At 65.5% G+C, this 25,755-nt stretch carries 25 protein-coding genes; 12 read left to right on the top strand and 13 right to left on the bottom strand.

The features are described from left to right. Positions 1 to 27: 27 nt before the first annotated feature. A complete protein-coding gene (locus tag ACWDTI_RS12665) occupies positions 28 to 627 on the bottom strand; it encodes a PadR family transcriptional regulator (RefSeq protein ID WP_449738441.1) in 600 nt (199 codons plus the stop codon). A 126-nt stretch (positions 628 to 753) separates the two neighbouring features. Here ACWDTI_RS12665 and ACWDTI_RS12660 point away from each other — a divergent pair, with 126 nt between their 5' ends. The 3 genes from ACWDTI_RS12660 to ACWDTI_RS12650 are packed head-to-tail and all read left to right on the top strand — an operon-like array spanning position 754 to position 4,231. Beyond that, positions 754 to 1,866, top strand: coding sequence for an aromatic ring-hydroxylating dioxygenase subunit alpha (locus ACWDTI_RS12660; RefSeq protein ID WP_449738440.1), 1,113 nt, complete (start codon positions 754 to 756; stop codon positions 1,864 to 1,866). Position 1,867: 1 nt separating this feature from the next. Beyond that, a complete protein-coding gene (locus ACWDTI_RS12655; protein ID WP_449738439.1) occupies positions 1,868 to 2,851 on the top strand; it encodes a PDR/VanB family oxidoreductase in 984 nt (327 codons plus the stop codon). Positions 2,852 to 2,887: 36 nt separating this feature from the next. After that, the gene (locus ACWDTI_RS12650) at positions 2,888 to 4,231 is read left to right on the top strand and encodes an MFS transporter (RefSeq protein ID WP_449738438.1); all 1,344 of its coding nucleotides are present in this window, start codon (positions 2,888 to 2,890) and stop codon (positions 4,229 to 4,231) included. A gap of 163 nt (positions 4,232 to 4,394) precedes the next feature. Here the strand turns inward: ACWDTI_RS12650 and ACWDTI_RS12645 are convergent, their stop codons facing one another. Both ACWDTI_RS12645 and ACWDTI_RS12640 read right to left on the bottom strand, forming a co-directional pair. Then, positions 4,395 to 5,417, bottom strand: coding sequence for an LLM class flavin-dependent oxidoreductase (locus ACWDTI_RS12645; protein WP_449738437.1), 1,023 nt, complete (start codon positions 5,415 to 5,417; stop codon positions 4,395 to 4,397). A 46-nt stretch (positions 5,418 to 5,463) separates the two neighbouring features. After that, on the bottom strand, positions 5,464 to 7,050 hold the full coding sequence (locus ACWDTI_RS12640; protein WP_449738436.1) for an aldehyde dehydrogenase (NADP(+)): 1,587 nt from the start codon (positions 7,048 to 7,050) through the stop codon (positions 5,464 to 5,466). A gap of 65 nt (positions 7,051 to 7,115) precedes the next feature. On the opposite strand from ACWDTI_RS12640, the gene ACWDTI_RS12635 reads away from it, so the two are divergent. Further along, a complete protein-coding gene (locus ACWDTI_RS12635) occupies positions 7,116 to 7,991 on the top strand; it encodes a LysR family transcriptional regulator (RefSeq protein WP_449738435.1) in 876 nt (291 codons plus the stop codon). Between the two features lie 9 nt (positions 7,992 to 8,000). Here ACWDTI_RS12635 and ACWDTI_RS12630 read toward each other — a convergent pair whose 3' ends face one another. Beyond that, positions 8,001 to 8,816, bottom strand: a complete 816-nt coding sequence (locus ACWDTI_RS12630) for a mycofactocin-coupled SDR family oxidoreductase (protein ID WP_449738434.1) — start codon at positions 8,814 to 8,816, stop codon at positions 8,001 to 8,003. A gap of 39 nt (positions 8,817 to 8,855) precedes the next feature. Further along, entirely contained in the window at positions 8,856 to 9,335 is a 480-nt protein-coding gene (locus tag ACWDTI_RS12625) for a MarR family winged helix-turn-helix transcriptional regulator (protein WP_449738433.1), read from the bottom strand. Between the two features lie 95 nt (positions 9,336 to 9,430). Between ACWDTI_RS12625 and ACWDTI_RS12620 the strand changes: the two genes are divergently transcribed. Next, positions 9,431 to 10,918 (top strand): MFS transporter, encoded by a 1,488-nt coding sequence (locus ACWDTI_RS12620; protein ID WP_449738432.1) that lies wholly within the window; start codon positions 9,431 to 9,433, stop codon positions 10,916 to 10,918. 74 nt (positions 10,919 to 10,992) lie between these two features. Here ACWDTI_RS12620 and ACWDTI_RS12615 read toward each other — a convergent pair whose 3' ends face one another. The 6 genes from ACWDTI_RS12615 to ACWDTI_RS12590 all read right to left on the bottom strand — a co-directional run bounded on the left by ACWDTI_RS12615 (position 10,993) and on the right by ACWDTI_RS12590 (position 17,502). After that, positions 10,993 to 12,318 carry an MFS transporter gene (locus tag ACWDTI_RS12615; protein ID WP_449738431.1) on the bottom strand — a complete coding sequence of 442 codons (1,326 nt, stop codon included), beginning with the start codon at positions 12,316 to 12,318 and terminating at the stop codon, positions 10,993 to 10,995. Between the two features lie 158 nt (positions 12,319 to 12,476). After that, positions 12,477 to 13,391, bottom strand: a complete 915-nt coding sequence (locus tag ACWDTI_RS12610; RefSeq protein ID WP_449738430.1) for a mycofactocin-coupled SDR family oxidoreductase — start codon at positions 13,389 to 13,391, stop codon at positions 12,477 to 12,479. Between the two features lie 52 nt (positions 13,392 to 13,443). Continuing rightward, the gene (locus ACWDTI_RS12605) at positions 13,444 to 14,274 is read right to left on the bottom strand and encodes a mycofactocin-coupled SDR family oxidoreductase (protein ID WP_449738429.1); all 831 of its coding nucleotides are present in this window, start codon (positions 14,272 to 14,274) and stop codon (positions 13,444 to 13,446) included. Positions 14,275 to 14,284: 10 nt separating this feature from the next. Further along, positions 14,285 to 15,184 carry an alpha/beta hydrolase gene (locus ACWDTI_RS12600; protein WP_449738428.1) on the bottom strand — a complete coding sequence of 300 codons (900 nt, stop codon included), beginning with the start codon at positions 15,182 to 15,184 and terminating at the stop codon, positions 14,285 to 14,287. 172 nt (positions 15,185 to 15,356) lie between these two features. Next, entirely contained in the window at positions 15,357 to 16,580 is a 1,224-nt protein-coding gene (locus ACWDTI_RS12595) for a PucR family transcriptional regulator (RefSeq protein WP_449738427.1), read from the bottom strand. Between the two features lie 22 nt (positions 16,581 to 16,602). Beyond that, a complete protein-coding gene (locus ACWDTI_RS12590; protein WP_449738426.1) occupies positions 16,603 to 17,502 on the bottom strand; it encodes a helix-turn-helix transcriptional regulator in 900 nt (299 codons plus the stop codon). Between the two features lie 147 nt (positions 17,503 to 17,649). On the opposite strand from ACWDTI_RS12590, the gene ACWDTI_RS12585 reads away from it, so the two are divergent. Genes ACWDTI_RS12585 through ACWDTI_RS12575 form a run of 3 tightly spaced genes read left to right on the top strand, consistent with a single transcriptional unit; the run spans position 17,650 to position 19,741 of the window. After that, positions 17,650 to 18,564, top strand: a complete 915-nt coding sequence (locus ACWDTI_RS12585) for an alpha/beta hydrolase (RefSeq protein ID WP_449738425.1) — start codon at positions 17,650 to 17,652, stop codon at positions 18,562 to 18,564. Continuing rightward, the gene (locus ACWDTI_RS12580) at positions 18,561 to 18,881 is read left to right on the top strand and encodes a carboxymuconolactone decarboxylase family protein (protein WP_449738424.1); all 321 of its coding nucleotides are present in this window, start codon (positions 18,561 to 18,563) and stop codon (positions 18,879 to 18,881) included. The genes ACWDTI_RS12585 and ACWDTI_RS12580 overlap by 4 nt, the downstream gene beginning before the upstream one ends. A gap of 26 nt (positions 18,882 to 18,907) precedes the next feature. After that, the gene (locus ACWDTI_RS12575) at positions 18,908 to 19,741 is read left to right on the top strand and encodes an acyl-CoA thioesterase domain-containing protein (protein ID WP_449738423.1); all 834 of its coding nucleotides are present in this window, start codon (positions 18,908 to 18,910) and stop codon (positions 19,739 to 19,741) included. A 380-nt stretch (positions 19,742 to 20,121) separates the two neighbouring features. Here ACWDTI_RS12575 and ACWDTI_RS12570 read toward each other — a convergent pair whose 3' ends face one another. After that, complete coding sequence (locus tag ACWDTI_RS12570) at positions 20,122 to 21,522, bottom strand: MmgE/PrpD family protein (protein WP_449738422.1); 1,401 nt, start codon at positions 21,520 to 21,522, stop codon at positions 20,122 to 20,124. A gap of 377 nt (positions 21,523 to 21,899) precedes the next feature. Next, positions 21,900 to 22,721, bottom strand: coding sequence for an IclR family transcriptional regulator (locus ACWDTI_RS12565; RefSeq protein ID WP_449738421.1), 822 nt, complete (start codon positions 22,719 to 22,721; stop codon positions 21,900 to 21,902). Positions 22,722 to 22,780: 59 nt separating this feature from the next. On the opposite strand from ACWDTI_RS12565, the gene ACWDTI_RS12560 reads away from it, so the two are divergent. The 4 genes from ACWDTI_RS12560 (at position 22,781) to ACWDTI_RS12545 (ending at position 25,729) form a co-directional block, all read left to right on the top strand. Beyond that, positions 22,781 to 23,494 carry a nitroreductase gene (locus tag ACWDTI_RS12560; RefSeq protein WP_449738420.1) on the top strand — a complete coding sequence of 238 codons (714 nt, stop codon included), beginning with the start codon at positions 22,781 to 22,783 and terminating at the stop codon, positions 23,492 to 23,494. 52 nt (positions 23,495 to 23,546) lie between these two features. Continuing rightward, positions 23,547 to 23,915 (top strand): DUF2255 family protein, encoded by a 369-nt coding sequence (locus tag ACWDTI_RS12555; protein WP_449738419.1) that lies wholly within the window; start codon positions 23,547 to 23,549, stop codon positions 23,913 to 23,915. A 181-nt stretch (positions 23,916 to 24,096) separates the two neighbouring features. Then, positions 24,097 to 24,630, top strand: a complete 534-nt coding sequence (locus tag ACWDTI_RS12550) for a cupin domain-containing protein (RefSeq protein WP_449738418.1) — start codon at positions 24,097 to 24,099, stop codon at positions 24,628 to 24,630. Between the two features lie 28 nt (positions 24,631 to 24,658). Beyond that, positions 24,659 to 25,729: a zinc-dependent alcohol dehydrogenase family protein gene (locus ACWDTI_RS12545; RefSeq protein ID WP_449738417.1), complete on the top strand. Its 1,071-nt coding sequence runs from the start codon at positions 24,659 to 24,661 to the stop codon at positions 25,727 to 25,729. Positions 25,730 to 25,755 lie beyond the last annotated feature (26 nt).

The raw sequence follows: 25,755 nt of genomic DNA, 5'->3' as shown, positions 1-25,755 counted from the left end.
TAAATCGGATTGAAGGTGTAGAAGTTCTTAACCTTTGTCGCGGTCGTGTGGGGACAGCTCGTCGATGAGTTTCAGACCGCGTCGCGCCCACTCGATCTCGGCCCGGGACTTGTCGATCAGGCCCTCGTAGGTGAATGCCTTGTACGCCACGATCTTGTCGTGCTCGGCGACGGGATACTTCTCGAGGCGCTTCGCGATGTTCGGATGCGTGGTGGCCAGGATCGACTCGCGCATCGCCACCCACTGGTCGACCTGTTGCTGGTGATACTCGATGTGGCGGCGGAGATGATCGCGCGCGCGGTCCGGGTCGGCCCACTCGTAGTAGGCGGCCTGCAGATGAACCGGGTCCCTGATCGGTTGATATTCGAGCGTGGTGTTCATCCATTCGCGGAGGGCCCGGATGCCCTCGTCGGTGATCGAGTACCGGGTCTTGGTGCTGCGCGGACCCCAACGCACCTGCTCGCCCGCGATGAGTCCGTCCTTCTCCATCTTGCGCAGCTCCGGATAGATCTGGGAATCCGGCGCGTGCCACACGTGTCCGACGGACGCCTCGAACCGCTTCGCGGCGTCGTATCCCGTCATGGGTTCGGCGGTCAGCATCGCCAGGAGGGCGTGACGAAGACTCATGCACTCCATTCAAGCGAGCGCACTCGCTATTGCCAAAGACTATGGAGATAGTTATTCTGTGTGCCGAATCACTCAATAGCTATCTACGTAGTGAGTGTCGCAGCCCGAAGTCGCCAAGGAGCACACATGACCGACCTCAGCCCGTCCGGGGCCACCGCAAAGAACATGGCCTACCCGCTCAACGCCTGGTACGTCGCCGCCTGGGATCACGAGGTCGGACGATCGCAGATCCTGTCGCGAACGATCGCCGGCAAGCCGATGGCCATCTACCGCACGACCGACGGGCGTCCGGTCGCCCTGGCCGACGCGTGCTGGCATCGTCTGGCACCGCTGTCGATGGGCAAACTCGTCGGCGCCGACGGCGTCCAATGCCCGTATCACGGTCTGCAGTTCAATTCGGCCGGTCGCTGCATCAAGATGCCGGCGCAGGAGACGATCAATCCGTCGGCGATGGTGTCGTCGTTCCCGGTGGTCGAGCGGTATCGCTACGTCTGGGTCTGGCCGGGCGATCCCACGCAGGCCGATCCGTCGACCATTCCCGACATGTTCCAGATGGATTCCCCGGAGTGGGCCGGCGATGGACGGACCATCGACGTGCGCGCGAATTATCAACTGGTGCTGGACAATCTGATGGACCTGACGCACGAGGAGTTCGTGCACTCGTCATCGATCGGCCAGGACGAGCTGAGCGAGTCCGACTTCATCGTGACCCACACGGATCGCACCGTCACCGTGAGCCGCTGGATGCACGACATCGACGCACCGCCGTTCTGGTTGAAGAACATGCGCGACAAGTTCCCCGCGTTCGAGGGGAAGGTCGATCGGTGGCAGATCATCGAGTTCGAGGTGCCGTCGACGATCCGCATCGACGTCGGGGTGGCCAAGGCCGGAACCGGTGCCCCCGAGGGCGATCGCAGCCAGGGCGTCAACGGGTTCGTGATGAACACGATCAGCCCGGTCGACGAGCGCACCGCCCTGTACTTCTGGGCGTTCATGCGCAACTACTGCCTCGACAGCCAACTCATCACCACGCAGCTTCGCGAAGGCGTCCACGGCGTATTCGGTGAGGACGAGGAGATGCTCACCGCGCAGCAGCAGGCCATCGAGGCCAACCCCGATCACGAGTTCTACAACCTCAACATCGACGCCGGGGGCATGTGGGTACGACGACTCATCCAGCGGATGGTCGAGGCCGAGCGCGCGCTGTCCGTCGACGGTGCGGTCGAGGCGGTGCGCTGACATGGTGGCTCTGAGTCAGGTGGAATGGCTTCGCGGACAGGTGGCCTCGACCCGCGCGGCGGCGGATGCCATCGCCGAGATCGTGATCGCGGTGGACCGTCCGGTGCGCCCCGCACCCGGGTGTCACGTCGATGTCCGGCTGCCCGACGGGGATGTCCGGTCGTATTCGGTGGTCGCCGGCGGGGCGGACGGTCGGACGGTCACGCTGGGTGTGCGGCGATCGCCGACCTCGCGCGGTGGATCCGCGTACATGCATTCGCTGAAGCCGGGTGACTCCATCTCGATCACCTTGCCGCTGCAGAACTTCCCACTCGGCGTCGGTGCGCGCCGATACGTTCTGCTCGCCGGCGGTGTCGGCGTGACGGCGATGAAGGCGATGGGGGACATGGTGCGGCGCCTCGGTGCCGACTACCGCGTCGTATATGTCGGGCGCAGCCGCACGGCCATGGCGTTTGTCCCGGAACTCGTTGAACTGCACGGTGATCAACTCGAGCTCATCGTGAACGACGAGGGCGGCGTGCTCGACGCCCAGACGCTCGTCGCCGAATGTGACTCGCAGACAGAACTGTACATGTGCGGACCGATCCGGTTGATGGATGCGGTCCGTCGCGCGTGGATGTCACGCGGCCTGCCGGCGGCGAATCTGCGCTTCGAAACCTTTGGCAACAGTGGATGGTTCGAGCCGGAAGAGTTCGTCGTCTCGGTTCCCGAGATGGGTGTCGAAGCCACCGTGGGGACCGGCGAATCACTGCTCGACGCGCTGGAGCGTGCGGGTGTCGACATGATGTTCGACTGCCGCAAGGGCGAATGCGGACTCTGCCAGGTGGAGGTCGTCTCCGTAGACGGAGCGATCGATCACCGTGACGTGTTCTTCAGCGAGAAGCAGAAGGATGCGTCGAAACACCTGTGCGCCTGCGTTTCCCGCGTCGCCTGCCCACGCGGCTCGTCGAACACGCCGGCCGCCATCACTCTCTCCATCAACTGACCGCTCAACTACTCATCTTCGATCAAAGGAAATCCGGTGGATCTACGTCATCGCATCGACACGTCTCCGATGCGCCCCTATCAGTGGCTGGTCGTCGGCCTGTGCGTCGTCCTGAACATCCTCGACGGCTACGACGTCATGGCATTGGCGTTCACCGCCAAGAGCATCGGCGCGGACTTCGCCCTCAACGGAGCCGAGATCGGCGTGCTCATGAGTGCGGGACTCGTCGGCATGGCGGTGGGCGCGCTGACGCTCGGGCCGCTCGCCGACCGGATCGGCCGACGTCCGGTGATCCTGCTGGCGGTCACCATGGCCGCGGCGGGCACCGCACTGTCCGCGACCGCCGCCAGCCCATGGCAACTCGGCATCTGGCGAGTGCTGACCGGCCTGGGCATCGGCGGCATCCTCGCCTCGATCACCGTCATCGCCAGCGAGTACTCGTCACATCGCTGGCGCGGACTGGCGATCAGCGTGTACACGGCCGGCTACGGCGTCGGAGCCACGCTCGGCGGTCTCGCGGCGGTGAGCCTGCAGGCCCAACACGGGTGGCGCTCGGTGTTCGTCGTCGGCGCTCTGCTCACCACCGGCGTGCTGCTGATCCTCTCCGTGCTCCTGCCCGAGTCCATCGACTTCCTCAACGCTCGCGGCCGAGACGGTGATCTCGACCGCGTCAACCGGATCGCGGCCCGCCTCGGGCAAGAGCCGGTCGCCGCGCTGTCCGTCGCATCGGCCGCCCACGACGAACGCACCGGCCGGATCGGCGAGCTGTTCGCGCCCGGGCGGATCCGGTCGACACTGCTGCTGTGGGTGGCGTTCTTCGCGACGATGTACGGCTTCTACTTCGTGAACTCGTGGACGCCGTCGCTGCTGGAAACCGCCGGACTCACCAAGGGCCAGAGCGCAACCGCCGGCATGATGCTGACCCTCGGCGGCACCGTCGGGTCGATCGTCTTCGGCCTGCTCGCCAGCAAGTGGGCGGCGCGATCCGTCCTGATCTGGTTCACCGTCGGCTCGGCGGCCCTGATGGTGATGTTCATCGTGTCCATCCCGATGCTCGCGGTGGCGTTCGCCCTGGGCGTGTTGATCGGCGCGCTGATCAATGGTTGTGTCGCAGGCCTTTACACGCTCGCACCCGCGCTGTACGGGCCCCGGATCCGCACCACCGGTGTCGGGTGGGCGATCGGGATCGGTCGGGCTGGAGCCATTCTCGCGCCGCTGGCGACCGGGTCTCTGCTCGACGCCGGGTGGTCCTCGCAGCAGCTCTACTTCGGTGCCGCGGCCATCGTTCTCGTTTCCGCGGCAGCGTTGTTCGCGCTGCGTTCGACGACGAACCGCACGGTCAGCGGTGACGAGCCGGCGGTCACCGCGGCCGTCGCGTGACCTGCCGAGAACTATTGCAGCATGAGTGGTCTCGATGCGCGGCCTCGCAAGCTCGGTCGCTTACTCGACCGGCGGGGGAGGGGACTCGCCTGTTCGCTGATCGAGTAAGGCTCCGAGCGAAGCGAGGCGCCGCATCGAGATCCCCCCGCGTTCTAAGACACGCTCAGCGCCAACCTAATTCGGGTGCCACGTATGTGAGGATCGATTCGATCACGTGGGCGTTGTACTCGACGCCGAGTTGGTTCGGCACGGTCAGCAGCAGGGTATCGGCGGCGGCGATCGCCTCGTCCTCGCGGAGTTGTTCGACGAGCCTGTCCGGTTCGGCGGCATAGCTCTTCCCGAAGCGGGCGACCGAACCGTCGATCACACCGACCTGATCGTCGTCGTTGCCGCTGCGGCCGAAGTAGGCGCGGTCGCGGTCGTCGACGATGGCGAAGATGCTGCGACTCACCGAGACTCGTGGCTCGCGGGTCCAGCCGGCCTCGGTCCAGGCGTCACGGAACCGGTCGATCTGCTCGGCCTGCAGCTTGTGGAACGGGACGCCGGTGTCCTCGGTGAGCAGCGTCGAGCTCATCAGGTTCATGCCCTGCTGGGCGGTCCATTCGGCGGTGGCGCGGCTGCCGGCACCCCACCAGATGCGGTCACGCAGGCCCGGTGACTGCGGCTCGATGGGCAGCAGCCCCGGCGGGTTCGGGAACATCGGCCGCGGATTGGGTTGGGCGAAGCCGTTACCCTCGATCACCTTCAGGAACACATCGGCGTGCTGGCGCGCCATGTCGGCGTCCGACATGCCTTCCGGCGGGACGTAGCCGAAGTACTTGTAACCGTCGACGACCTGCTCCGGCGATCCCCGGCTGATGCCGAGTTGGAGACGCCCCTCGGCGATGAGGTCCGCGGCGCCCGCATCCTCGGCCATGTACAGCGGATTCTCGTAACGCATGTCGATGACGCCGGTGCCGATCTCGATGGTCGAGGTCTTCGCGCCGATCGCCGACAGCAGCGGGAACGGAGATGCCAGTTGTCGGGCGAAGTGATGGACACGGAAGTAGGCGCCGTCGGCGCCGAGTTCTTCGGCGGCCACCGCGAGGTCGATGGACTGCAGGAGGGTGTCGGACCCGGTGCGCACCTGGGAACCAGGGGCGTCGGACCAGTGTCCGAAGGAAAGGAAGCCGATTTTCTTGCTCATGATCCTCTAAATGGTACCGCGGTCCGTTTAATTCCCGGCCGCGGACTCAGTCCCTTCCGAGCTGCCCGTCGACCCGTCGCCAGATCTTCTCCGGGTTGCCGGCGGCGATCGGCGACGGCAGCAACTCGGCCGGCGTGTTCTGGTAGGCGACCGGCCGGAGGAACCGTTCGATCGCGAGCGACCCGACCGACGTGGTGCGCGAATCCGATGTCGCCGGATACGGACCGCCGTGCACCATGGCGTGGCAGACCTCGACGCCGGTCGGCCAGCCGTTGAAGATGATGCGGCCGGCCTTGAGCTCCAGCCGCGTCATCAGGTCGCGCGCGGTGGCGAGGTCGTCGTCGGTGGTGTGCAGGGTGGCCGTCAGTTGCCCGTCGAGTGTGTCGGTGACGACGCCCAGTTGGTCGGCGTCACGGCATCGGACGACCAGGCTGGAGGCACCGAAGACTTCCTGCTGCAGCGACTCGTCGGCCAGGAGCGTTTCGGCGTCGGTGCTGAACAGAGCGCCGCGGCACGTGTTGGGTCCCGCGGCATTCCCGTCGTGGCCTCGGCCTTCGGTGGTCGCCGAATCGGTGAGTTGCCGGACTCCGTTGGCGTAGGCGCGGGCTATCCCGGGTGTCAGCATCGGGGTCGGGTCCACCTGGCCGAGGGCCTTGGCCGCGGCGGCGACGAACCGGTCGAGGTCGGGGCCGTCGACCGCGATGACGAGTCCGGGGTTGGTGCAGAACTGTCCCGAACCGAGGGTCAGCGACGCGACGAACGCCTCACCGAGTTCCTCGGCGCGCGTGGCCAGCGCACCGGGCAGCGGATAGACGGGGTTGATCGAGCTCATCTCCGCGTACACCGGGATCGGTTCCGGCCGGGAGGCGGCGGCGCGAACGAGGGCCGTTCCGCCGGTGCGTGATCCGGTGAAACCAACCGCCTTGATGTGCGGGTCGGTGACGAGCATGACACCGATCTCGTTGCCGCCGTTGATCAGTGAGAAGGTTCCGGCGGGCATGCCGGTCGCCGCCACCGCGTCGGTGATGGCGCGGCCGACGAGTTCGGAGGTCCCCGGATGGGCGTCATGGGCCTTGACGACGACCGGGCATCCGGCGGCGAGCGCGGATGCGGTGTCGCCGCCGGCGACGGAGAAGGCGAGCGGGAAATTGCTCGCGCCGAAGACGGCCACGGGCCCGAGCGGGACCCTGCGTTGTCGAATATCCGGCCGGGGCAACGGTTCCCGGTCAGGTTGGGCGGGGTCGATGCGCGCGCCGTGCCAACTGCCCTCGCGGAGGACCTCGGCGAACAACCGAAGCTGGCCGGTGGTGCGGGCCACCTCGCCGGTGATGCGCGCGACGGGAAGTCCCGATTCGGCACAGGCACGTTCGGTGATCGGCTCGGCGGCCGCCGCGATGTTGTCCGCGATCGTCTCGAGGAAGACCGCGCGTTGCTCCGCCGTCGTGGCACGGTAGGCGCCGAAGGCGGCCGCGGCGGCCGTCGTCGCGTCGGTGACGCCGACCGCGGTCGCATACGGGTAGGCGGGCTCGAGTTTCTCGCCGGTGGCCGGGTTGACGGCGCGGATGGCGCTGATCCCGGTTCCGGCGGCGTAGGTACCCGCGATGATCATCTGTCCCTGCAGCGTGGTGGCCATGGCTCGACGGTAGATCCGATGCTCGGCTCATGTCCGGGATTGGCGATCGCGGTAGCTTGACGTCCATGGATGTCAAGCGGCTGCGGGTGCTGCGCGAGTTCGCCGATCGCGGCTCGGTGGGCGCGGTCGCCGATGCGCTGCACATGACGCCGTCGGCGGTCTCGCAGCAACTGAAGGTCTTGACCAAGGAGGCGGGCGTCGAGCTACTCGAACAGGACGGGCGTCGCATCCGGCTGACCGACGCCGGCCGGGCGCTGGTGCTGCGCGCCGACGAGGTCATCGCCGCGGTGGAACGTGCGCAGGAGGAGATGGCGTCCTATCGGTCGGGTAACACCTCGGTTCGGTTGGCGATGTTTCCGTCGGGTGCCACCCTGTTGCTGCCGTCCGTGCTCGACCGTGCCGCCGAGCAGGGCATCGACATCCATGCCAATCACCTCGACGTCGGCTACCCGGAAGCGCCGAGTGGGCTGGCCGACTTCGACATCGTCGTCACCCACCGTGATGAACGCACGGCGTCGGTGCGGCTGCCCCGCGTCCAGGTCACCGAACTGATGCGCGAACCCCTCGACGTGGTGGTGTCGCGGCACTCGCCTCTGGCGGCCCGGGAGTCGGTGGCCGTCGAGGAGTTGGCCGACCACGACTGGATCAGTGTCGAGGGCGGCTTCCCCGTCGACGACGTGCTGTTGTCCATCTCGGCGGTGACCGGCGTGGCGCCACGGGTGGTGCAGCGGATGCTGGACTTCTCCACCATCGAGGCGCTCGTCGCGGGCGATCACGGAATCGCGCTGATGCCCCGGTTCGCGGCCCGTGATCCACGAGTGAAACTGTTGGAGCTCAAGGGAGTTCGTGCCGCCCGTGTGTACGAGGCGTTGACCCGGCCCTCGACGAAGGCCGCGGTCGGTGCGGTGGTCGACGTGTTGGTGGCCGCCGCCCAACCGTGACCCGGTGTATCAGAACACCGTTGTGCCGCCGTCGATCCCGACTCGCTGCGCGGTCATGAACTTCGACTCGTCGGATGCGAGGAAGGCGACCACGTTCGCGATCTCTTCGGGCTCGGCGACGTACTGGTTGAGGAAGGTCATCCCCATGCCCTGCAGCCGCGGATTGGATTTCGCGGTTTCCTCGAGCCGCTCGACCATCCGGCCCGAGCCCATCGGGGTGGCCACCCCGCCGGGATGCACGGTGTTGACGCGGATGTTGTGCTGACCCAGTTCGGCGGCGAACGCCCGCGCCATGCCCACCAGTGCGTGCTTGCTGGTGGTGTAGTGCACCATGAACGGCTGCATCTTCAGGCCGGCCGCGGAGCTGATCAGGATGATCGAGCCACCGCCGCGGGTGATGACGTGCGGCGCGGTGGCCATCACCGTGTTCCAGGTGCCGGTCACGTTGATGTCCATCACGTCCGCGAAGTCCTGCCCGCTGATCTCGTCCCAGGTCTGCGGCGGACAGATACCCGCATTGGCGACGACGATGTCGAGCCCGCCGAACTCGCTGACACCGCCCTCGACGGCGCCCTTCAGACCGTCGAGGTCGCGGATGTCGCAGCGGGACAGCAGCGCTTGGGATCCCTCGGCTTCGACCAGCCGCCGCGTCTCCTCGAGGTCTTCCGGCGTGGCCGGGTCGTAGGGCACTGCGCCGGGGAGAGGCCCGGCGATGTCGACGCCGATGATCTTCGCGCCCTCGCGGGCCAGCCGCACGGCGTGCGCGCGACCCTGGCCGCGGGCGATTCCGGTGATGAAGGCGACTTTGCCGTCGAGTCGAGCCACGGGATTTTCCTCGGATTCTGTCGGGGGTGCCTGATGCCGTCAGGCGCGGCGAAGTGCCGGGTCGTGCTGGCCTGCGATGGTCCGCTCATAGGCGTCGTTGAATGCGCGCAGTTCCCGGAGCAGCGCCTCCGGGGTGCCGGGGGAGAGGTCGGCGAAGATCCGGTTGAGGCGATCGGCGCGTAATCGGCCGTCGTAGTGGAATGCCTCCACACCCGCGGTGGTCGGCCGGAGGAGGCGGCTCACCTGCCCCTCGATCTCGAACCGCTCGAGGTAGCCGTGGCGGATCGCGGCGTTGACCTGGCGGTTGACGGTGGATTGGTCGAGGTCGAGTTCTTCGCTGAGTTCGCGCAGGGTGCGGGCCCGACCGTCGGACAGGATCCACAGGATGGCGAACGCCGATGCGTCGAGTCGGGCTCCGGGAACCACATTGGTCTTCCGACGTCCCATACGCAGCAATTCTTCGGCCAATTCTCCGTAGACGGGAGACGGCCACAGCGCGTCATCACCGATGTGTCGCACGTCCGACCTCCTGATGTGATCGACCGGCAGGCTGCCGTCCGGTTCGCAATATGCATAGTACATATGTAACGTACATATCCTCAGAGAGGATTGCCATGACTTCGACTCCGCCCGGGACATCCGGCGACATCCTGCCGCACAGCGAATCGGCCGAGGAAGGCCATACCGGGGCGGCGCTGACCGCCGTCGTCGTGCTGTGTTTCGGCGGTCTGGTCGCGTCGTTGATGCAGACGCTGATCATCCCGATCCAGCCCGAGTTGCCGATGCTGCTGCACACGACCATCTCGAACGCGTCATGGGTGATCACCGCGACGCTGCTCGCCGCGGCCGTCGCCATGCCGATCGCCGGTCGCCTCGGCGACATGTTCGGCAAGCAGCGGGTGCTGTTCGTCAGCGCAGCGCTGCTGGTGATCGGTTCGCTGGTCTGTGCGTTGAGTGCCACCCTGATTCCGATGATCGTCGGGCGGGCGATCCAGGGCCTGGCGATGGGTTTCATCCCGGTCGGCATCAGTCTGATGCGCGAGATCACGCCGCCGCGGCTGACCTCTGCCGCGGTGGCCGCGATGAGTGCCACGCTCGGCGTGGGTGGCGCGATCGGCCTACCGCTCTCGGCGTGGGTTGCGCAGCAATGGGATTGGCGAGCACTGTTCTGGGTCGCAGCCGGCCTGGCGGTGCTGGTGGCGATCTTCGTGGCGATCTTCGTGCCGCATCTCGACGACAGCAGTGGTGGTCGGCTGGATGTGGTCGGGGCCATCGGTCTCGCGGTGGGTCTGTCCGGCGTACTCATCGCGATCTCCAAGGGCAACGACTGGGGCTGGACCAGTGGCACCGTCCTGGGTCTGCTGTTCGGCGGGATTGCGGTGCTGGCGGCTTGGGGCATCTTCGAACTGCGCCACCAGGATCCACTGGTCGATCTGCGGACCACCGCTCGCCCAGCGGTGCTGCTCACCAACCTCGCCGCCATCGCGGTCGGTTTCGGCATGATGGCGCAGGCCATCGTGATGCCACAGATACTCGAAATCCCTGCTGCCGCCGGCGGTCTCGGTCAGACGCTGCTCGCGGCCGGACTGTGGATGGCACCTGGCGGTCTGATGATGCTGGTGTTCGCACCGGTCTCGGCGACGCTGATCAACCGGATCGGCGCCAAGTACACGTTGGCCATCGGCGCGACGATCCTCGGGTTGGGGTATCTCTGTGCGTTCCTCTTGATGAACGCGCCGTGGCAACTCGCGCTCGCCTCGCTGGTCTGCTCGGCCGGTGTGGGCGTCGGGTATGCCGCGATGCCCACTCTGATCATGGGTTCGGTGCCGGTCACCGAAGCCGGTGCGGCCGTGGGTCTCAACGGATTGATGCGGTCGGTGGGCACCACCGTCTCGTCGGCGGTGATGGCTCTCGTGCTCACCAGCTCGACGATCACGTTCGGCGCCCACGAGGTACCGAGCCACAACGCATTCCGATGGTGCTTCCTGATCGGTGCGGCCGCAGCATTCGTCGGCGTGGCCATCACGCTCGCCATCCCGGTGATGCGCCAGCGTGCGCAAACAGCGGCCGCGACGGAAAGTGTTGCCGCTGCTACAGAGTGACGCCTTCGCTCTCCGATCACGAATCCGCTCCCTCGGTCGAGGGAGCGGATTCGTGTCTCAGGAGCGGCCGGTGATCAGGCAGCGACCAATTGACGCTGGTCGAGCGGGGCCCGGCGTCGGCCCTGGAACGACACGGCGGTCACCAGCAGCGCGCCGATGATCGCGGGGATGGCGAAAGCGTAGAAGCTCATCTTGGCGCCGAGGCCGGCATCGAGGATGAAGCCGGCCATCGCCGGTCCGAGCATGGCGCCGATGCGGCCGAGACCCATCACCACACCCAGGGCGGAGCCGCGGTTGGCCGTCGGGAAGTTGTCGGCGACGAAGCCGTAGAGGACACAGTTGGTTCCGGTGCCACCGATGCCGGCGCCCAGGATGGCGAGCATGACCCAGATGGTGTCGAGTTTGTTGCTCAGCACCAGCAGCGACACCACGCCGACGAGGAAGAGGACGGTGACCACTCGGGCGCAGCCGACCCGGTCGGCGAAGTAGGAGCCGCCGATCGCGCCGATCACGCCGCCGGCCTGCAGCACCAGCATGAAGGTCAGCGCTGAGCCCAGCGCGTAACCCTGTTCGCGCATCAGCGCCGGGGCCCAGGTGTTGAGGCCGTAGACGACGACGTTCACGCAGACGCTGATCAAGATGAAGATGATGAGGCGGGCCACCAGCGGTCGCTGGAAGAGATGACGCATACCGGGCGCGCTGGCCGCGGAATCGGCCTGGGCGCGGACGGTTGCCACGACGGTGTCGTAGTCGAGTCCGTAGTCGGCAGCGAGCGCACGTCCCTCGGTGTCGCGTCCTCGGGTGGCCAGATAACCGGCCGATTCGGGAAGGCGGAAGTACATGATCGGGATCAGGATCACGAAGGCGACGCCGATACCGAACAGCACGCGCCAATCATGATGCGGCAGCACCCACATCGCGCACAGGGCGGCCAGGATGCCGCCGACGGAGAACCCGGTCAGCATGGTGGCGTTGTAGAGCTGGCGCCGCCGTTGCGGTGCGTACTCCAAGGTCAGTGCCACTGCTGACGGGACGACGCTGCCGATGCCGACACCCGTGAGGAACCGCGCGACCCCGAACATCTCGACGTTCATTGCGACCGCGGACAACAGTGAACCGACAGAAATCCAGGCGACGCCGATGAGCATCAGCTTCCGTCGGCCGATGCGGTCGGTCAGCGGGCCGGCCGTCAGGAAGCCGACCATCAGACCACCGAGGGTCCAGGTGCCGATGAGGCCTGCGGTGCCGTGGCTGAGGTTCCAACCGGGCTCTTCGAGGATCTTGGGCAGAGCGGCGCCGTAGACGACCATGTCATAGCCGTCGGCGACGATCGTCAGGAAGCACAGGACCGCGACGGCGAGGCCGCTGCGGGATCGGGTGCGGGTGGGTGTTGTGGTCACGACATCCTCCGGGGAGCGGGGCGGGTGTGCGGTTGATCGCGTTACCTCGCTGGCTGCGAGCTACATCACACGATACATTGTGCATAATGTGAAACAAGTCGCAGAGGGGGATCTCTCGATGAGTGAGAAACCGACCGTGCCTGTCGTGGTTCCGAGCCTTATAGGTCGTCAGGAGAATCTGTCGGAGGACGGTAGCGATCGGCTTCGGGACCCGTCATCTGCGGTGCCCAATTGATTCCCGGTAGTAGCAGATGCCCGGCATCGACGGGCAGGCTGACTCCCGTGACGTGTTCGGCGAAGTCGGACAGCAGCCACACTGCGGCGTTGCTGCTGGCATTGGGCGGAAGTGCGGTCCGCCCGGCGAGTGCCGTCGCCCCGTACATGCCGTCGACTCCCGCCTGCCTGTTGCCTTCGGTTCCAGGCTGGGAGAACAACGCGTACCCCATCGGATTGTCCCAGATCTTGGTGTCGACCCCGCCCGGCAGCACAGCATTACAGCGAATGTTGTGGGGCGCGATCTCCAGGGCCGTATTCTTCATCAGTCCCAGCACACCGTGCTTTGCGGCGATATACGCGGTGTAGCCGGCGGTCGGCTCGACCGAACCGACGGAGGCGACGACAACGATGCTGCCGCTTCGCTGTCGAATCAAGTGTGGCGCAGTCGCCTTGATGGTGCGGAAAGTTCCGCCGAGGGCGACGTCGTTGACGATGTGCCACATCTGCTCGGTGGTTTCCCATGCGGTCGGCCCCAGGTCCCACACTGCCGCGTTGGCGATCACTCCGTCGAGCCTGCCGAACTCGTCGAGTCCGCGAGCTACTGCGGCGTCGAGGGCCTTCTGATCGCGGACGTCGGCCACGACACTGATCGCGCGACGGCCATGATATTCGACCAGCCGTTGTGTTTTTGTGAGGTCCTTCGCGTTGGACAGCGGATAGTTCAGACCCTCAATGGGTGCGCAGATGTCGGAGATCACGACGTCCGCGCCCTGGCTGGCCGCGGTCACGGCATGCGCGCGGCCCTGTCCGCGCCCCGCGCCCGTGATGAATATGACCTTGCCGTCGAGAAAACCCATGAATGCGACTCGCTTTCGTGACGATGATCAGGTGATCCGTGATGCCGGAGGGCTATGTGTAGTTCGTCGACCCGGCGTCGACGGGAAGCGTCACGCCAGTGACATAACGCGCCTCGTCGGAGAAGAGCCAGAGGAGCGCGTGGGAGATGTCCATCGCTTCGATCGCGTCGACGGGCATGGCGTTGCCCATCGCGTTGCCCTGCCACTGCACGCTGCCCACCCAAGCGTCGAACGCATCATTCTCGATCATCGGTGTCCGCACGCCGGTGGGATGCACAGTGTTGACCCGGATGTGGTGCTGGGCCAGCGAGTTCGCGTACATGCGCATCAGACCGACGACTCCGTGTTTGGCGGCGGTGTATCCGAGGAACCCGGCCGTCAGATCCGATAGAGCCATGTTCGGTCCGCGGAGACCGGCATTCGAGCTGGTGATGGCAATGGATCCACCGTTCCCGGCCTCGACCATCAGGCCGATGGCGGCATCGAGTGTGTGGTAGACCCCGGTGAGCATGACGGCGACGGCGTCACTGAAAGCATGCGAAGCGCGTCCGGGCTCGCCGAATTGAAAGATCCCCGCATTGGCCGATACGCAGTCGAGTCGGTTGAACTCGGCGACACCTTCGGCCAGGACCTCCCTGATCTGGTCTGGCGCGCGGACGTCCGCCTGCCGTGCGATCATTCGCCGGCCCGTGGCGGTCACCAGCCTCTCGGTCTCGGCGAGATCCTCTTTGGAGGCCATCGGGTACGGCACGGTGTCGATCTGGTCGCAGACATCCAGGCCGATGATGTCGGCGCCCTCCTGCGCGAAACGGACGGCGTGCGAACGGCCCTGGCCGCGCGCGGCACCGGTGATGAACACAACTTTTCCGTCGAGCTTGCCCATGATCTGTCTCCTACCGAGATGCGGTGTAGCAATGACGGATGAAGCTTCGGTATGAGTCGACAATTCCACTGAAATGGTTTTCGCCGAGGATGATGGCGCCGGTCAGTGTCAGCCCCGGGACCGGCGTTTCATAGTGGGTATCGAAGAACCTCAGCGCATTTCTACTCACTGCTCGATAAACCTTGTTGGATCCGAGCGCTTCGTGATCGTTGAATGTGATGTGCAGTTCGAGGTTGCGACGCTCCGCTTCGGCTCGGGCGACGAGATCGCTGTACCCCGTAAAGATCACACTGTTGTCGGACAGAATCCCGGGGCTGCCGGCGCCGTACTTCTGGAAGAGGCTGTTTCCGGCGATGAGTGCGTAGAGGGTGAAAAGTCCGCCGTATGACGTTCCGAACAAACCTGCTCCCTCGGAGGTTGCTCGGTATCTGCCCAGGATTTCCGGATGGAGTTCTTCGGTGAGAAATGCCAGAAAATTGTCGGCACGCCCATGTTTGCTCGATTCGAGGAATTCGTCGCGATCCTCGGCGGAGAACATTCCCGACTCGTACATCGGGGCCACATTTCCTTCGAGGGCCGGCGGGTACGGTTCTCCCGGTGGCACCAGATCCCGGTTACGGGTTATTGCCATTCTCTGCGCTTCGAGGCCGGTGTAGCCGACAGTGACCTGCAGGAACTGATCGGCGGGCCGTGCCTCATCGCCCATCATCGAGAACGAGAGGGGTGCGGTCACCGGAAGGTTGGTGTTTCCGTCGGTGACGTAGACGATCGGGAAGTCGACGGGCATCATGTGATACGCAATCGGCAGGGTTACCCAGACCGCGAAGGTGGTGCCGACTCGCTTCGAATCGATCTCGAAGTATTCGGTCACAGGTCCCATTGACGTGTTCCGTCGTGGGTCGATGTCCATTCAGGGACTCCATCTCGTCGGGGCAGGAGCACAGCGCTCGCCTGCGTGTTCCGGACCCAAGTATGTTGCTGGAACGCGAGGCACGGGAGTGAGTCAGCTCACGTCAATTGTGCATAATATCTACGATCGACACGTTGCTGTATTGCTCGATGTGTGGTACTGAGACTCCGGATCAATTGTCGCGCAGATCAATTGGTGTCCCGATGGCGGGCCACTCCTCTGGCTTGAGAGTCGCCAGTCGCAGTATCAGCCTGTTCAGTGGATCGTCGATGTTCCACGGCAGTAGCTTCCGTATCCGCTCGAGTCGGTAACGCATCGAGTTGGGATGTAGGTGCAGGGCGGCTGCGGCCCGAGCGACGGACCCGTCCGAGTCGAGGTACTGAACCAGACTGCGCTCCAGGTCAAGTGAGGTCGCTGATGGGTCTTCGGTCAGCGATGCGGTGATTCGCGCGAACAGCCCGGGGCTCTCCTCCATGAAGCCGGATACCGCACGAAGGGCCACGCGGGGATGGACCGCATCAAACTGAGCCAGTCGGCCGTCAACTCCTTGGAATTGTAGAAATCTAGCTGTGAGCCGGGCCTCCTCCCACGCGGTGGCCACGTCATCGAGCGGCCGTGGTGACCCGATACCGAGGTACAGCGGACTGTCTGCAACTCGATGAACCGCTCGGGCTGCTCGTTGCATCGACGCCATATGCCGGTGCTCATCGAGGTCGTGGAAGAAGTCGAGCCTGCACAGCGACCGATCGATTACCCCGTGCCTCACCACGTGACCGCGACCGTCGGGATACTGCTGTCGGCTGACCGACGCGATGCGGACCAACTCCGAGTTGTCGCGGTAGCCCGAACGCACCGTGGTGTAGCAGCTGGCAATCATCTGCCAGGATCGATCGACGCCCAGCATCGCGGGCACGTCGGCCGGGAGAAGTGTCCCGTTGACGAAATGCCTGACGAACTGGGCCTCGGCATCCTGTTGTCCGGCACCCGACATCCGAGCGATCTCCGGCCCGGAATAGCGTTCGAACACGGCGACTTCCTCGACGAGGTGATCCGGAAATCCCTTGTCACCCTCCAGAAGCCAGATGTAGCCCACTACATCCTCGTCGGATCGGACTGCCTTGATCTGACGTGGACGCAGTCCGGGAAAGGCATCGCGCACGACATGCAGCTCACCAGAACTCAGGTCCCTGTCCTCGTTGCCGTCAATCCACGCGAGCCAAGCGTCGGGGCTCTTTCGACGTAAGATGGCCGCGTCGCGGACAGGGTCGCTCGGTTGGCCGGCCACTGCTGAATATGCGAGCACGCGGAACTCGCGGTCTTCGACGACCACCGGGCATCCGATTGCCTCGGCGAGGACATCGACTGCCCTCGTCAAATTCACCTGCGATTCCGCCATGGTCCCTCGTTTGCGAGTTGCGTCAACTGCCCTCGGCCTGCGCTCTCGCCGCCGGGCTGTCGACTGCCGCGGGAACCTCGGCAACCAGGCTGGACAGGAGTCGCAGTGCTTGCTCGGTGGTCGAGCCCGGCTCGGCGGTGAAGCCGATCATGGCCAGACCTTCCGAGCTCGCGAGCTCGAGAACCTCGTATTGCAGCGTCAGTTCACCCACGTCGCGGTGGTGGAACATCTTGGTGCCGCGGCGGTGCGCGGTGACCCGGTGAGCAGCCCATCGAACGCGGAATTCGTGACTGCGAGTTGCCAATTCCCCGATCAACCCGGTGACGGCCGGCGAGTTCGGGGACCGTGCTGCCTCCACCCGGAGGAGCGCAACTGCATCGTCGGCGGCTCGGTTCCAATTCGGGAATGTCTCGTCGGAATCCCGGGTCAGGAAGGTGAAACGGGCGATGTTGGGCGCCGCCGAACCGGCATGATCGAAAACCGGCTGGTAGACGGCTCGCCCGAGCGCGTTGGCGCCGACGATGTCGAGATGGCCGTTGATGACGATGGCCGGAGCGTTGACCATGGAGTCCATCAGCGCCTGCACTCCTTGCGGCACCTTTTTCCCCGGCCGTCGGGCGGGTTTGCGCGCCGTCCGTTTCGCGGTGGCCGCGCGGACCAGATCGAACAGATGCGAGGTCTCCTCGTCGGAGAGTCGCAGGGCGGACACGATTGCTCTGAGCACGTCGTCGGACACCCCGACGACGCCGCCGCGCTCGATCTGGGTGTAGTACTCGGTGCTGACACCGGCGAGCTGTGCCACCTCTTCACGCCGCAGACCGGTCACCCTTCGACGACCGCCCGCCGGCAACCCCACCTGGTCCGGCGTGATCTCGGCCCGCCGGGCCATGAGAAAGTCGCGGATGTCCTTGGCGATGTCCATGACATCACCGTAGAAACATCTGCGCGCGATGGGGAGGGGCTGCTGGTCCCCCCTATAAACGCACCCTCCCACGCTGCGCGCAGACGCGGCAGGCTGGATTTCGTCAGCGAGCCGGACGGCTCGAAGCACCACACAGGGAGCGACACAGTGGACGCAGTCACCTTTCCCAACGGGCCGATCAGCATGGCGGGCAATCTCTTCACCCCGGCGGACTTCGATCCGTCGAAGAAGTACGCAGCACTCGTGACAGTTCATCCCGGCGGCGGCGTCAAGGAGCAGACCGCCGGCCTCTATGCGGGCAAGTTCGCCGACGAGGGCTTCGTGACCCTCGCCTTCGACGCCTCGTTCCAGGGTGAGAGCGGAGGCGAACCCCATCACCTCGAAGATCCGTACGCCCGCGTCGAAGATGTGCGCGCCGCGGTCGACTACCTGCAGTCACTGGACTACGTCGACTCCGACCGGATCGGCGTGGTCGGCATCTGCGCCGGCGGCGGGTATGCCGTCAACGCAGCGATGACCGATCATCGCGTCAACGCGGTGGCCACCGTCAGCGCGCTGAACATCGGCACCGCCTGGCGGCAGGGCTGGTACGGCCTCGACCACGATTCGGCTGCCGTGCCGATGCTCGACCAGGTGGCACAGCAGCGCACCGCCGAAGCCGAAGGCGGCGACGTCGTGACCGCACCGTATGTGCCGGCCGAACCCGACGGCGACACCCCCTACGATCTCGCGCAGGCCTCCGAGTACTACCTGACCTCGCGTGCCCAGCACCCCAACGCGCAGAACAAGTATCTGCTGTCGGCGAGCATCCCCCGCATCATGGGCTTCGACGCGTTCAACCTCGTCGAGGAACTGTTCACCAAGCCGGTGATCATGGTCGCCGGCAGTGAAGCCGGATCACTCTGGCACTCAACCGAATTGCACGCGAAGCTCAACAGCACCAAGAAGCTGGTCGTGGTCGACGGCGGCACCCACATGGACTTCTACGACGTCGAAAAGTATGTGGATCGCGCGGTGAGCGAGATCAAGCCGTTCCTCGACGAGCATCTGGCGGCGAAGTGAGCGAGCCCTCGGCGGCACAGCGACTCGTCGGTGAGATCACGCCGAAACTGGCCGATCTCACCGACCAGGTCCTGTTCGGAGACGTCTGGGCGCGCGAGGGACTGCCGCCGCGGGACCGCAGTCTGATCACCGTCGCCGCGTTGATCACGCAGTATCGGCCGGATCAACTGCGGTCGCATCTGAATCGCGCACTCGACAACGGTGTTTCGCGGGAGGAGCTCAGTGAGATCATCACGCATCTGGCGTTCTACGCGGGCTGGCCGAGCGCGGTGAGCGCAGCGGTTATCCTGCAGGAGGTCGTCGCAGCTCGCGGCTGACCGGTTGGTGCAGAGGGGATTTCTTCGTGACGGGTCCGGCGCTCTTCCATCGGACGGTAGACGATGGGCACGAGGTCCTGGTTCCCCAGCCACTCGCGGCGAGTGGTTGGGGATCGGGTCACATGCGGGGTATCGCCACCAGCGGTGCGCTGGCGTTGGCCGTCGAAGAGACCCTGCTGGACCTCGGTGACGATGACTTGCGTCCCGTCCGTTGGACTTTGGACCTGTTCCGGGTGGCCCGAATGCTACCGAGTCTTGTCGATGTCGATGTCGAGATCGTGCGGCGTGGACGTCGGGTGTGTCTGCTCGATGCCACACTGAGTCAGGATGGCCGTCCGGTCGCACGGGCCGGCGCACTGTGCCTGGCGGCGGGTTCCACCGCGGACGGCGTCGTGTGGTCGCCTGCTGTGATACCCGAACCGCCTGCGGCGCAGGGGGTGCAGGCCGGCGGCGCCGAACGTCTCTATCGCAGCGGCTCCGGGCCGTGGGTGCCACCGCGGGACGCACCATACGACGCGGACCGCAAAGCGCTGTGGCAGTTCCCGATCCCGGTGATCGACGATGTCGCCCCGACGCCGTTTCAGATGGCGGCGTGCGCAGCCGACCTGGCAAGCGCCACGACAAATCTCGGCACCAACGGCCTCGAGTACGTCAACGCCGACGCCACGCTCACGATGGGCCGGCTACCGAATGGCCTCGAGGTGGGCCTGCAGGCCACTGATCGTGTCGAACGCGACGGGATCGCCGTGGGTACCGCGCGGATGTTCGACCGCACAGGGGTGTTCGGCACGGTGACCGTCACCGCGTTGGAGAACGCTGCGCACACAGTTAATCTCCGACAGCACGGGCATGGGGTGTGACTGGCCCACGATGTGTTCTGCACGGCCAGTGGCCTCGATGCGTTCACTCGCTGGCGCTCGCTCACTTACTCGACCGACGGGGGGTTGCTCGACCGACGGGGGTTCGTCTCAACCCGCTGATCGAGTAGGCGTATTGCTCGGCCGACGGGGGTTCGTTCTCAACCCGCTGATCGAGTAGGCGTATTGCTCGACCGACGCGGGTCCGTCCTCAACCCGCTGATCGAGTAAGCGTGGCGACGAAGGAGCCGCGCGCATCGAGATCCCTCGCGACGAGGTCTCGATGCGCGCGCTCGCTGGCGCTCGCGGGCTTACTCGACCAGCGAGCCGAAGCGGGGAGTTCGTCGGTGCGTGGGTATCGAAGGGTCGGCGGCGCAATGGCATCAGGGAACGAGTGGCAAGAGGAGATCGTCGACGACGTCACCGCTGTGCTCGAGCTCGAGGACGTGTTTGATGATCGATTCCTGAACCTCGATGCTGACCGGAACCACCGAGTACGGGACGCACATGCGGAACTTGTCGATGAAGTCCTGCTCGCTGAACGGATTGTCGGGGTGGCCCTTGACGTAGATGTGTTCGGTGTCGATGGTCCGGCCGTCACGGAGGGTGGTGTGCATGCGTGCACCCCAATCCGACACGGCAGGAACCTCTTCCGCGGTGATCCTAGTCATCAGCTCCCGAACGTCGTCGCGTGAGCGCGCGGATTCGTCGTAGGAGTCGAGGAACACGTGCTTGTCGAAGGCGGCGGTGGCCACCGCGTACGGCAGGCTGAACTGGCACTCCGGAACCGTGTGCGGATCCCACTTGCGGTCGACGGGTTCGCACACCGCGCGCCACCCCGACGTCGACACCTCGATGTGGATCTTCTCGATGTCGGTGGCGTCGAAGTCGTGGTCGTGCATCTGCTCGATGATGCCGTCGATCGACGAGTGCGAGAAGTAGCAGGCGCTGTAGCCCTTGGTGGTGATCCGGGTCATCTCCCAGCGCTCGCCGAGATCCCGCGTCAACGCCTCCGGGTCCGTCTCCCACTGCGCGGTACGCAGGAAGCCGTTGGGGCCCAGCAGGACCGACTGCCGGGGCCCGGTGATCCCCTTTTGTGCGAGAAGGCATGCGGTGATGGCGGACTGGCAGACCAGACCGTGGTGCACTCGCACCATCAGGGTGGCCGGGGCGTAGATGCCCATGGTGTGCGGCTGGGTCATGGTGCGGGCAATCCCCTGAGCGTTCTCCAGTTGCTCCTGGGTCAGCCCGATCAGCTTGCCGACCGCGGCCACCGCGCCGAAGATATAGTGCCCGCCACAGTCATTGGACTTCACCGCGGTGCTGATGACCTTGTAGGCGGTACCGATGCGGATGAGGATCTCCTGACCGACGACGAGTGCGGCAAGAAAGTCCTTGCCGCTGACCGTGTCCCGGAGCCCGGTCGCCGACAGCAGGCTCGCGACGATGTACTCGCTGATGTGGCCGGCTTCCTCGTGCAGGTCGCCGCAGTCCATGGCGCGCGGCATCGGCCCGATGGCGAGCGCCGCCTCGGCGGCCGGCACCCGCCCGCCGTAGAACGGCAGCGGGGTTTGCTCAACGCCGCCCTTTTCCTTGACGAGTTCCACGATCTCGGGAATGCCGTCCATCCCGGAGCCGCCGATCATCACGCCCATGCCGTCGAGCAGGCTGTGCTTGGCGTGGGCGATCACCTCGTCCGGAAGATCGTCGTAGGTCGTCTCCAACGCCATGCGACACAGCGTGGCCATCGGGTCTTCGGAGTCGTGAATCGCGAACGCGGTCATGGTGTTTCATGGTGTGGTACCTGTCACGCTCGCGGTACCCGATTTCTCGGTCAGCGAGAAGGGATCCTCCCCTTTGATCGGGAAGAGACCCTTCCCGTTGATCGAGTAACGAGGAGCGATAGCGACGAAGTGTATCGAGATCGCATGTGTGGCTTGTGGTCTCGGTCTCGATACGCTCGCTCGCTGGCGCTCGCGGGCTACTCGACCAGCGGTTGGGGGTGTGGTCTCGATACGTTCGCTCGCTGGCGCTCGCGGGCTACTCGACCAGCGGTTGGGGGTGTGGTCTCGATACGTTCGCTCGCTGGCGCTCGCGGGCTACTCGACCAGCGAAACGGGAGGGGCGCTCGCGGGTTGAGAACAGCGCGAGGAAGCGGCCGCTACGTGACCTCGGTCGCGTGGCGAAGGCGATGTTTGAGCAAGGCGACGTCGGGATCGGCAGCATGCCGGGCGCCCGCCCGCACGGCACGCGCGATTCCACGGGCGGTGGTGTGCAGCGCGGGCAGCAGGTCCGTGGGCACGCCCACGTCGTAGGGCTTGGTCACCGACAGCGCGGCCAGCGCGGTGCCGTCCTCACGCAAGATCGGCACGGCAATGCCGGTGGAGTCGGGGTACATCCAGCGGGGGATGATCGCATGAGCCACCCGGCGGGTGTCGTCGACGATGCGCCGCAACTCCGCCCGATCGACCACGGTGTGCGCGGTGAATCGGGTGATCTTGCCGGACTCCAGGATTTCTTCGCGAACCTCGGGCGGGGCGAACGCGATCAGGACAATCCCCGGTGACGACACCAAAGCCGGGAGGCGCACGCCGGGCTGGGTGACGTTGGTGGCGCTGGGACCCCGAGGCGTGAGTGTCTCGACGTTGACCACGTCGTTGCGGTCGAGAACCGAGAGGAGTGTGGGTTCGTCGACGACGGCGAGGAGGTCTTCGAGGTAGGGCAGAGCGATGTCGCGGAGGGTCAGCACCGGCGTCGACCGCGCCGCGATCTCCCACAGCCGCATGCCGATGCGCAGTGTGAAATCCTTGTCCCGCTCCAGGATTCCGGTCCGCACCAACTCGTTGACGATGCGATGCGTGGATGGCATCGGGATGCCGGTGCTGCGCGCCACGCCGGAAGCGGTCAAGGGGCTGCCGGCGGTTTTGACGGCCTCGAGGACCTCGATCACGCGATCGATCATCGATTCGTTGCGTGCCGTCATCGTCACCCTCTCCAGTGAAAACCTAGACAGCATGATAATGCACTATGTATTATTTTGGAATGGTCGCAACCAATGAAACCACCCTGTCGTCCGCGGTCGAGCCCGCCGCCGATGTGCTCAGTCAACTCCTCGACGAACGCTGGAGTTGCCGCGCATTCCAGTCGCGCGAGGTCCCGCGTGAACTTATCGAACGTCTGCTGAGTACCTCGCAGCGGTCGGCCTCCTGGTGTAACACCCAACCCTGGCAGGTAACTGTGACCTCGGGTGAGGCCACCGAACGGCTCCGCACCGCGCTTGGCGAGCACGTGCGCACCCACCCTGAGCAGACCTTCGACTTCCCGGCGCCCGCACAGTACACCGGCGTGTACCGCGATCGTCGTCGCGAGAGCGGCTGGCAGCTCTACGAGGCGGTCGGCGTCGCGCGCGGCGACCGCGAGGCGTCGGCGCGGCAGGCCTTCGAGAACTTCCGCTTCTTCGGTGCACCGCATGTCGCCCTCATCACCACCGATGCCGAGCAGGGCACCTACGGCGCCGTCGATGCCGGCCTCTATGTGGCCACCTTCCTGCTCGTCGCCCGGAGCCTGGGAATCGCGACCATTCCGCAGGCCGCGCTGGCCGGCCGGTCGGACTTCTTCCGCGAGTACTTCCAGATCCCCGACGACCGTAAAGTGTTGGTGGGCATCTCCTTTGGCTACGCCGACGAAGCGCACCCCGCCAACAGCTACCGCACCTCGCGGGCGCCCTTGGACCAAGTCGTCACCTGGGTCGACTGAGGGTTACTCGCAGCAACTCCCTAACCGGGGACGGCGCCGTTAGCCTCGGTGTATGACCTGGAACACACGACAACTCGACCGGATCGGCGATAGCGAAGAACTGCACATCACCAGCTACCGCCAGGACGGTTCGCTGCGTAAATGGATTCCGATCTGGGTGGTCCGCGTCGACGACGACCTCTACATCCGGTCCGCCTACGGTGCTGACGGCGCGTGGTATCGCCATGCGACCGCTGGCACCGCGCGTGTCCAGGTCGGTGACATCGAATCCGATGCGACCCTGGAGAAGGTGACCGACACCCAGCTCAACGACCGGGTCGCTGACGCCTATCGGGCGAAATATCACAATCAGCCGGGCGCGCTGAAGCCCATGCTCGACGCACCGTCCGCGGCGTCCACAGTCCGAATACTCCCTGTCTGAAACTGCAGGTTACGGCGATTTCGATCTATCCGTTGACTCCGCATAATATATTAAGTACTGTGATGGCAGTCATAGGGAACATCAGCCCGTGGCACAGCGAACAGCACAGGTCGCGATCCGTGACCCTCGAAACCTCCGATCATCGATCACCCGAAATATCGTGAAAGAAAGCAGGAATGTCATGAGTGGAGAGCACCTCACCGTCCAGTCGCGCATCGTCGTATCCGGTCTCGACGCCGACGGCAAGTCGACGATCGTCTCCGACGAGAACAGCGTCGTCCGTACCGCCCAGCCCGGGTTCACCGTGAACGAGCTGTGGCAGATCGACACCCTGCCGGCCAAGGTCAACAGCGAATCCACCGTCGGCACCGAGCCCGTCCTCGACCCCCCGAGCGGCGGCCTTGTCGTCCGGATCGCGGTGTTCCCGCCGGACAGCGAGTTCGACGCCGAGGCCTACGCCGCGTCGCTCGACGCCTTCCATGGCGGTGACTCCCACGGCGGCGCCGGTGAAGAGACGGCCGCGGTGTGGCACGAGACCGCCACCGTCGACGTGGTCACCATCATCGAGGGTGAACTGTATGCGGTCACCGAGACCGGCGAGACGCTGCTGAAGCCGGGCGACACCTTCGTCACCCGCGGCGTGAAGCACATCTGGAGCAATCGCACCGAGAAGCCGGTCACGCTCGTCGCGACCATGGTCAGCGGCACGCGCTGAGCGCGGGCACTAGAGGAGGAGCAGAGCAATGCGCGGAGTGGTCTTCAAGGGCGACCGTGAACTCGAGGTCACCGATTTCCCCGACCCGACACCCGGACCCGACGATGTGGTCATCGAGATCAAGGCCTCCGGCCTGTGCGGCAGCGATCTCAAGTTTTACCGTGATCCACCCGGCGCGGCACTGAAGGCGTTGGGCTTCAAGGACTTCGCGTCGCGTGGCATGGACGAGAACCCGGCCATCATCGCCGGCCACGAGCCGTGCGGTGTGGTCGCCGAGATCGGCTCGAATGTCAACCCGCAGAGCTTCACACCGGGTGACCGCGTCATGGTCTTCCACTACGACGGCTGCGGCTACTGCGACCTCTGCCGCACCGGCTGGACGCAGATGTGTGAACAGGGCGCCACCATCTACGGCGCCACCGCGCACGGCGGCCACGCCACCTACATGGTGGTGCCGGCCCGCACCCTGGTCCACATGCCGGAGGGCATCTCCTTCTCGGCGGGTGCGGCCATCGCGTGTGGCACCGGAACCGCGTTCGGCGCACTCAAGCGCGCCGACGTGACCGGCCGTGACACCGTCGCCGTCTTCGGACTTGGTCCCATCGGTCAGTCGACGATCCAGTTCGCCAAGGCCATGGGTGCCGAGGTGATCGCCGTCGACATCGCCGCCGACCGCGTGGCCGCAGCCAAAGGACTGGGTGCGCACCACGTCATCGACTCCAGCAGCACCGACCCCATCGAGGCGATCCGCGAGATCACCGGAGGCAAGGGGGCATCGGTGGCCATCGAAACATCTGGCGCACCAGTCGCCCGCGCCGCGGCCACCCGCGCCCTCGGTGTCTGGGGCCGGATCGCGCTCGTCGGCCTCGGCGGCAACATCGACCTCGACGTGTCGCCCGACATCGTGATCAAGCAGATCTCGATCATCGGCTCCTACACCTTCTCCAATGTGGGGATGGGGGAGTGCGCCCGATTCGTCGCCGCGCACGACATCGACGTCGACGCCGTGTTCACCGACCGCTGGAACATCGAGGACGCCGAAGAGGCCTATAAGGAGTTCGACAAGCAGACGCGCGGCAAGGCCGTCATCGAGTTCTGACCCGATAGCGACCAGGGAACGCGTCG

Source organism: Gordonia sp. NPDC003424 (assembly GCF_053588655.1).
This window is presented reverse-complemented; position numbering and strand designations above follow the sequence as displayed.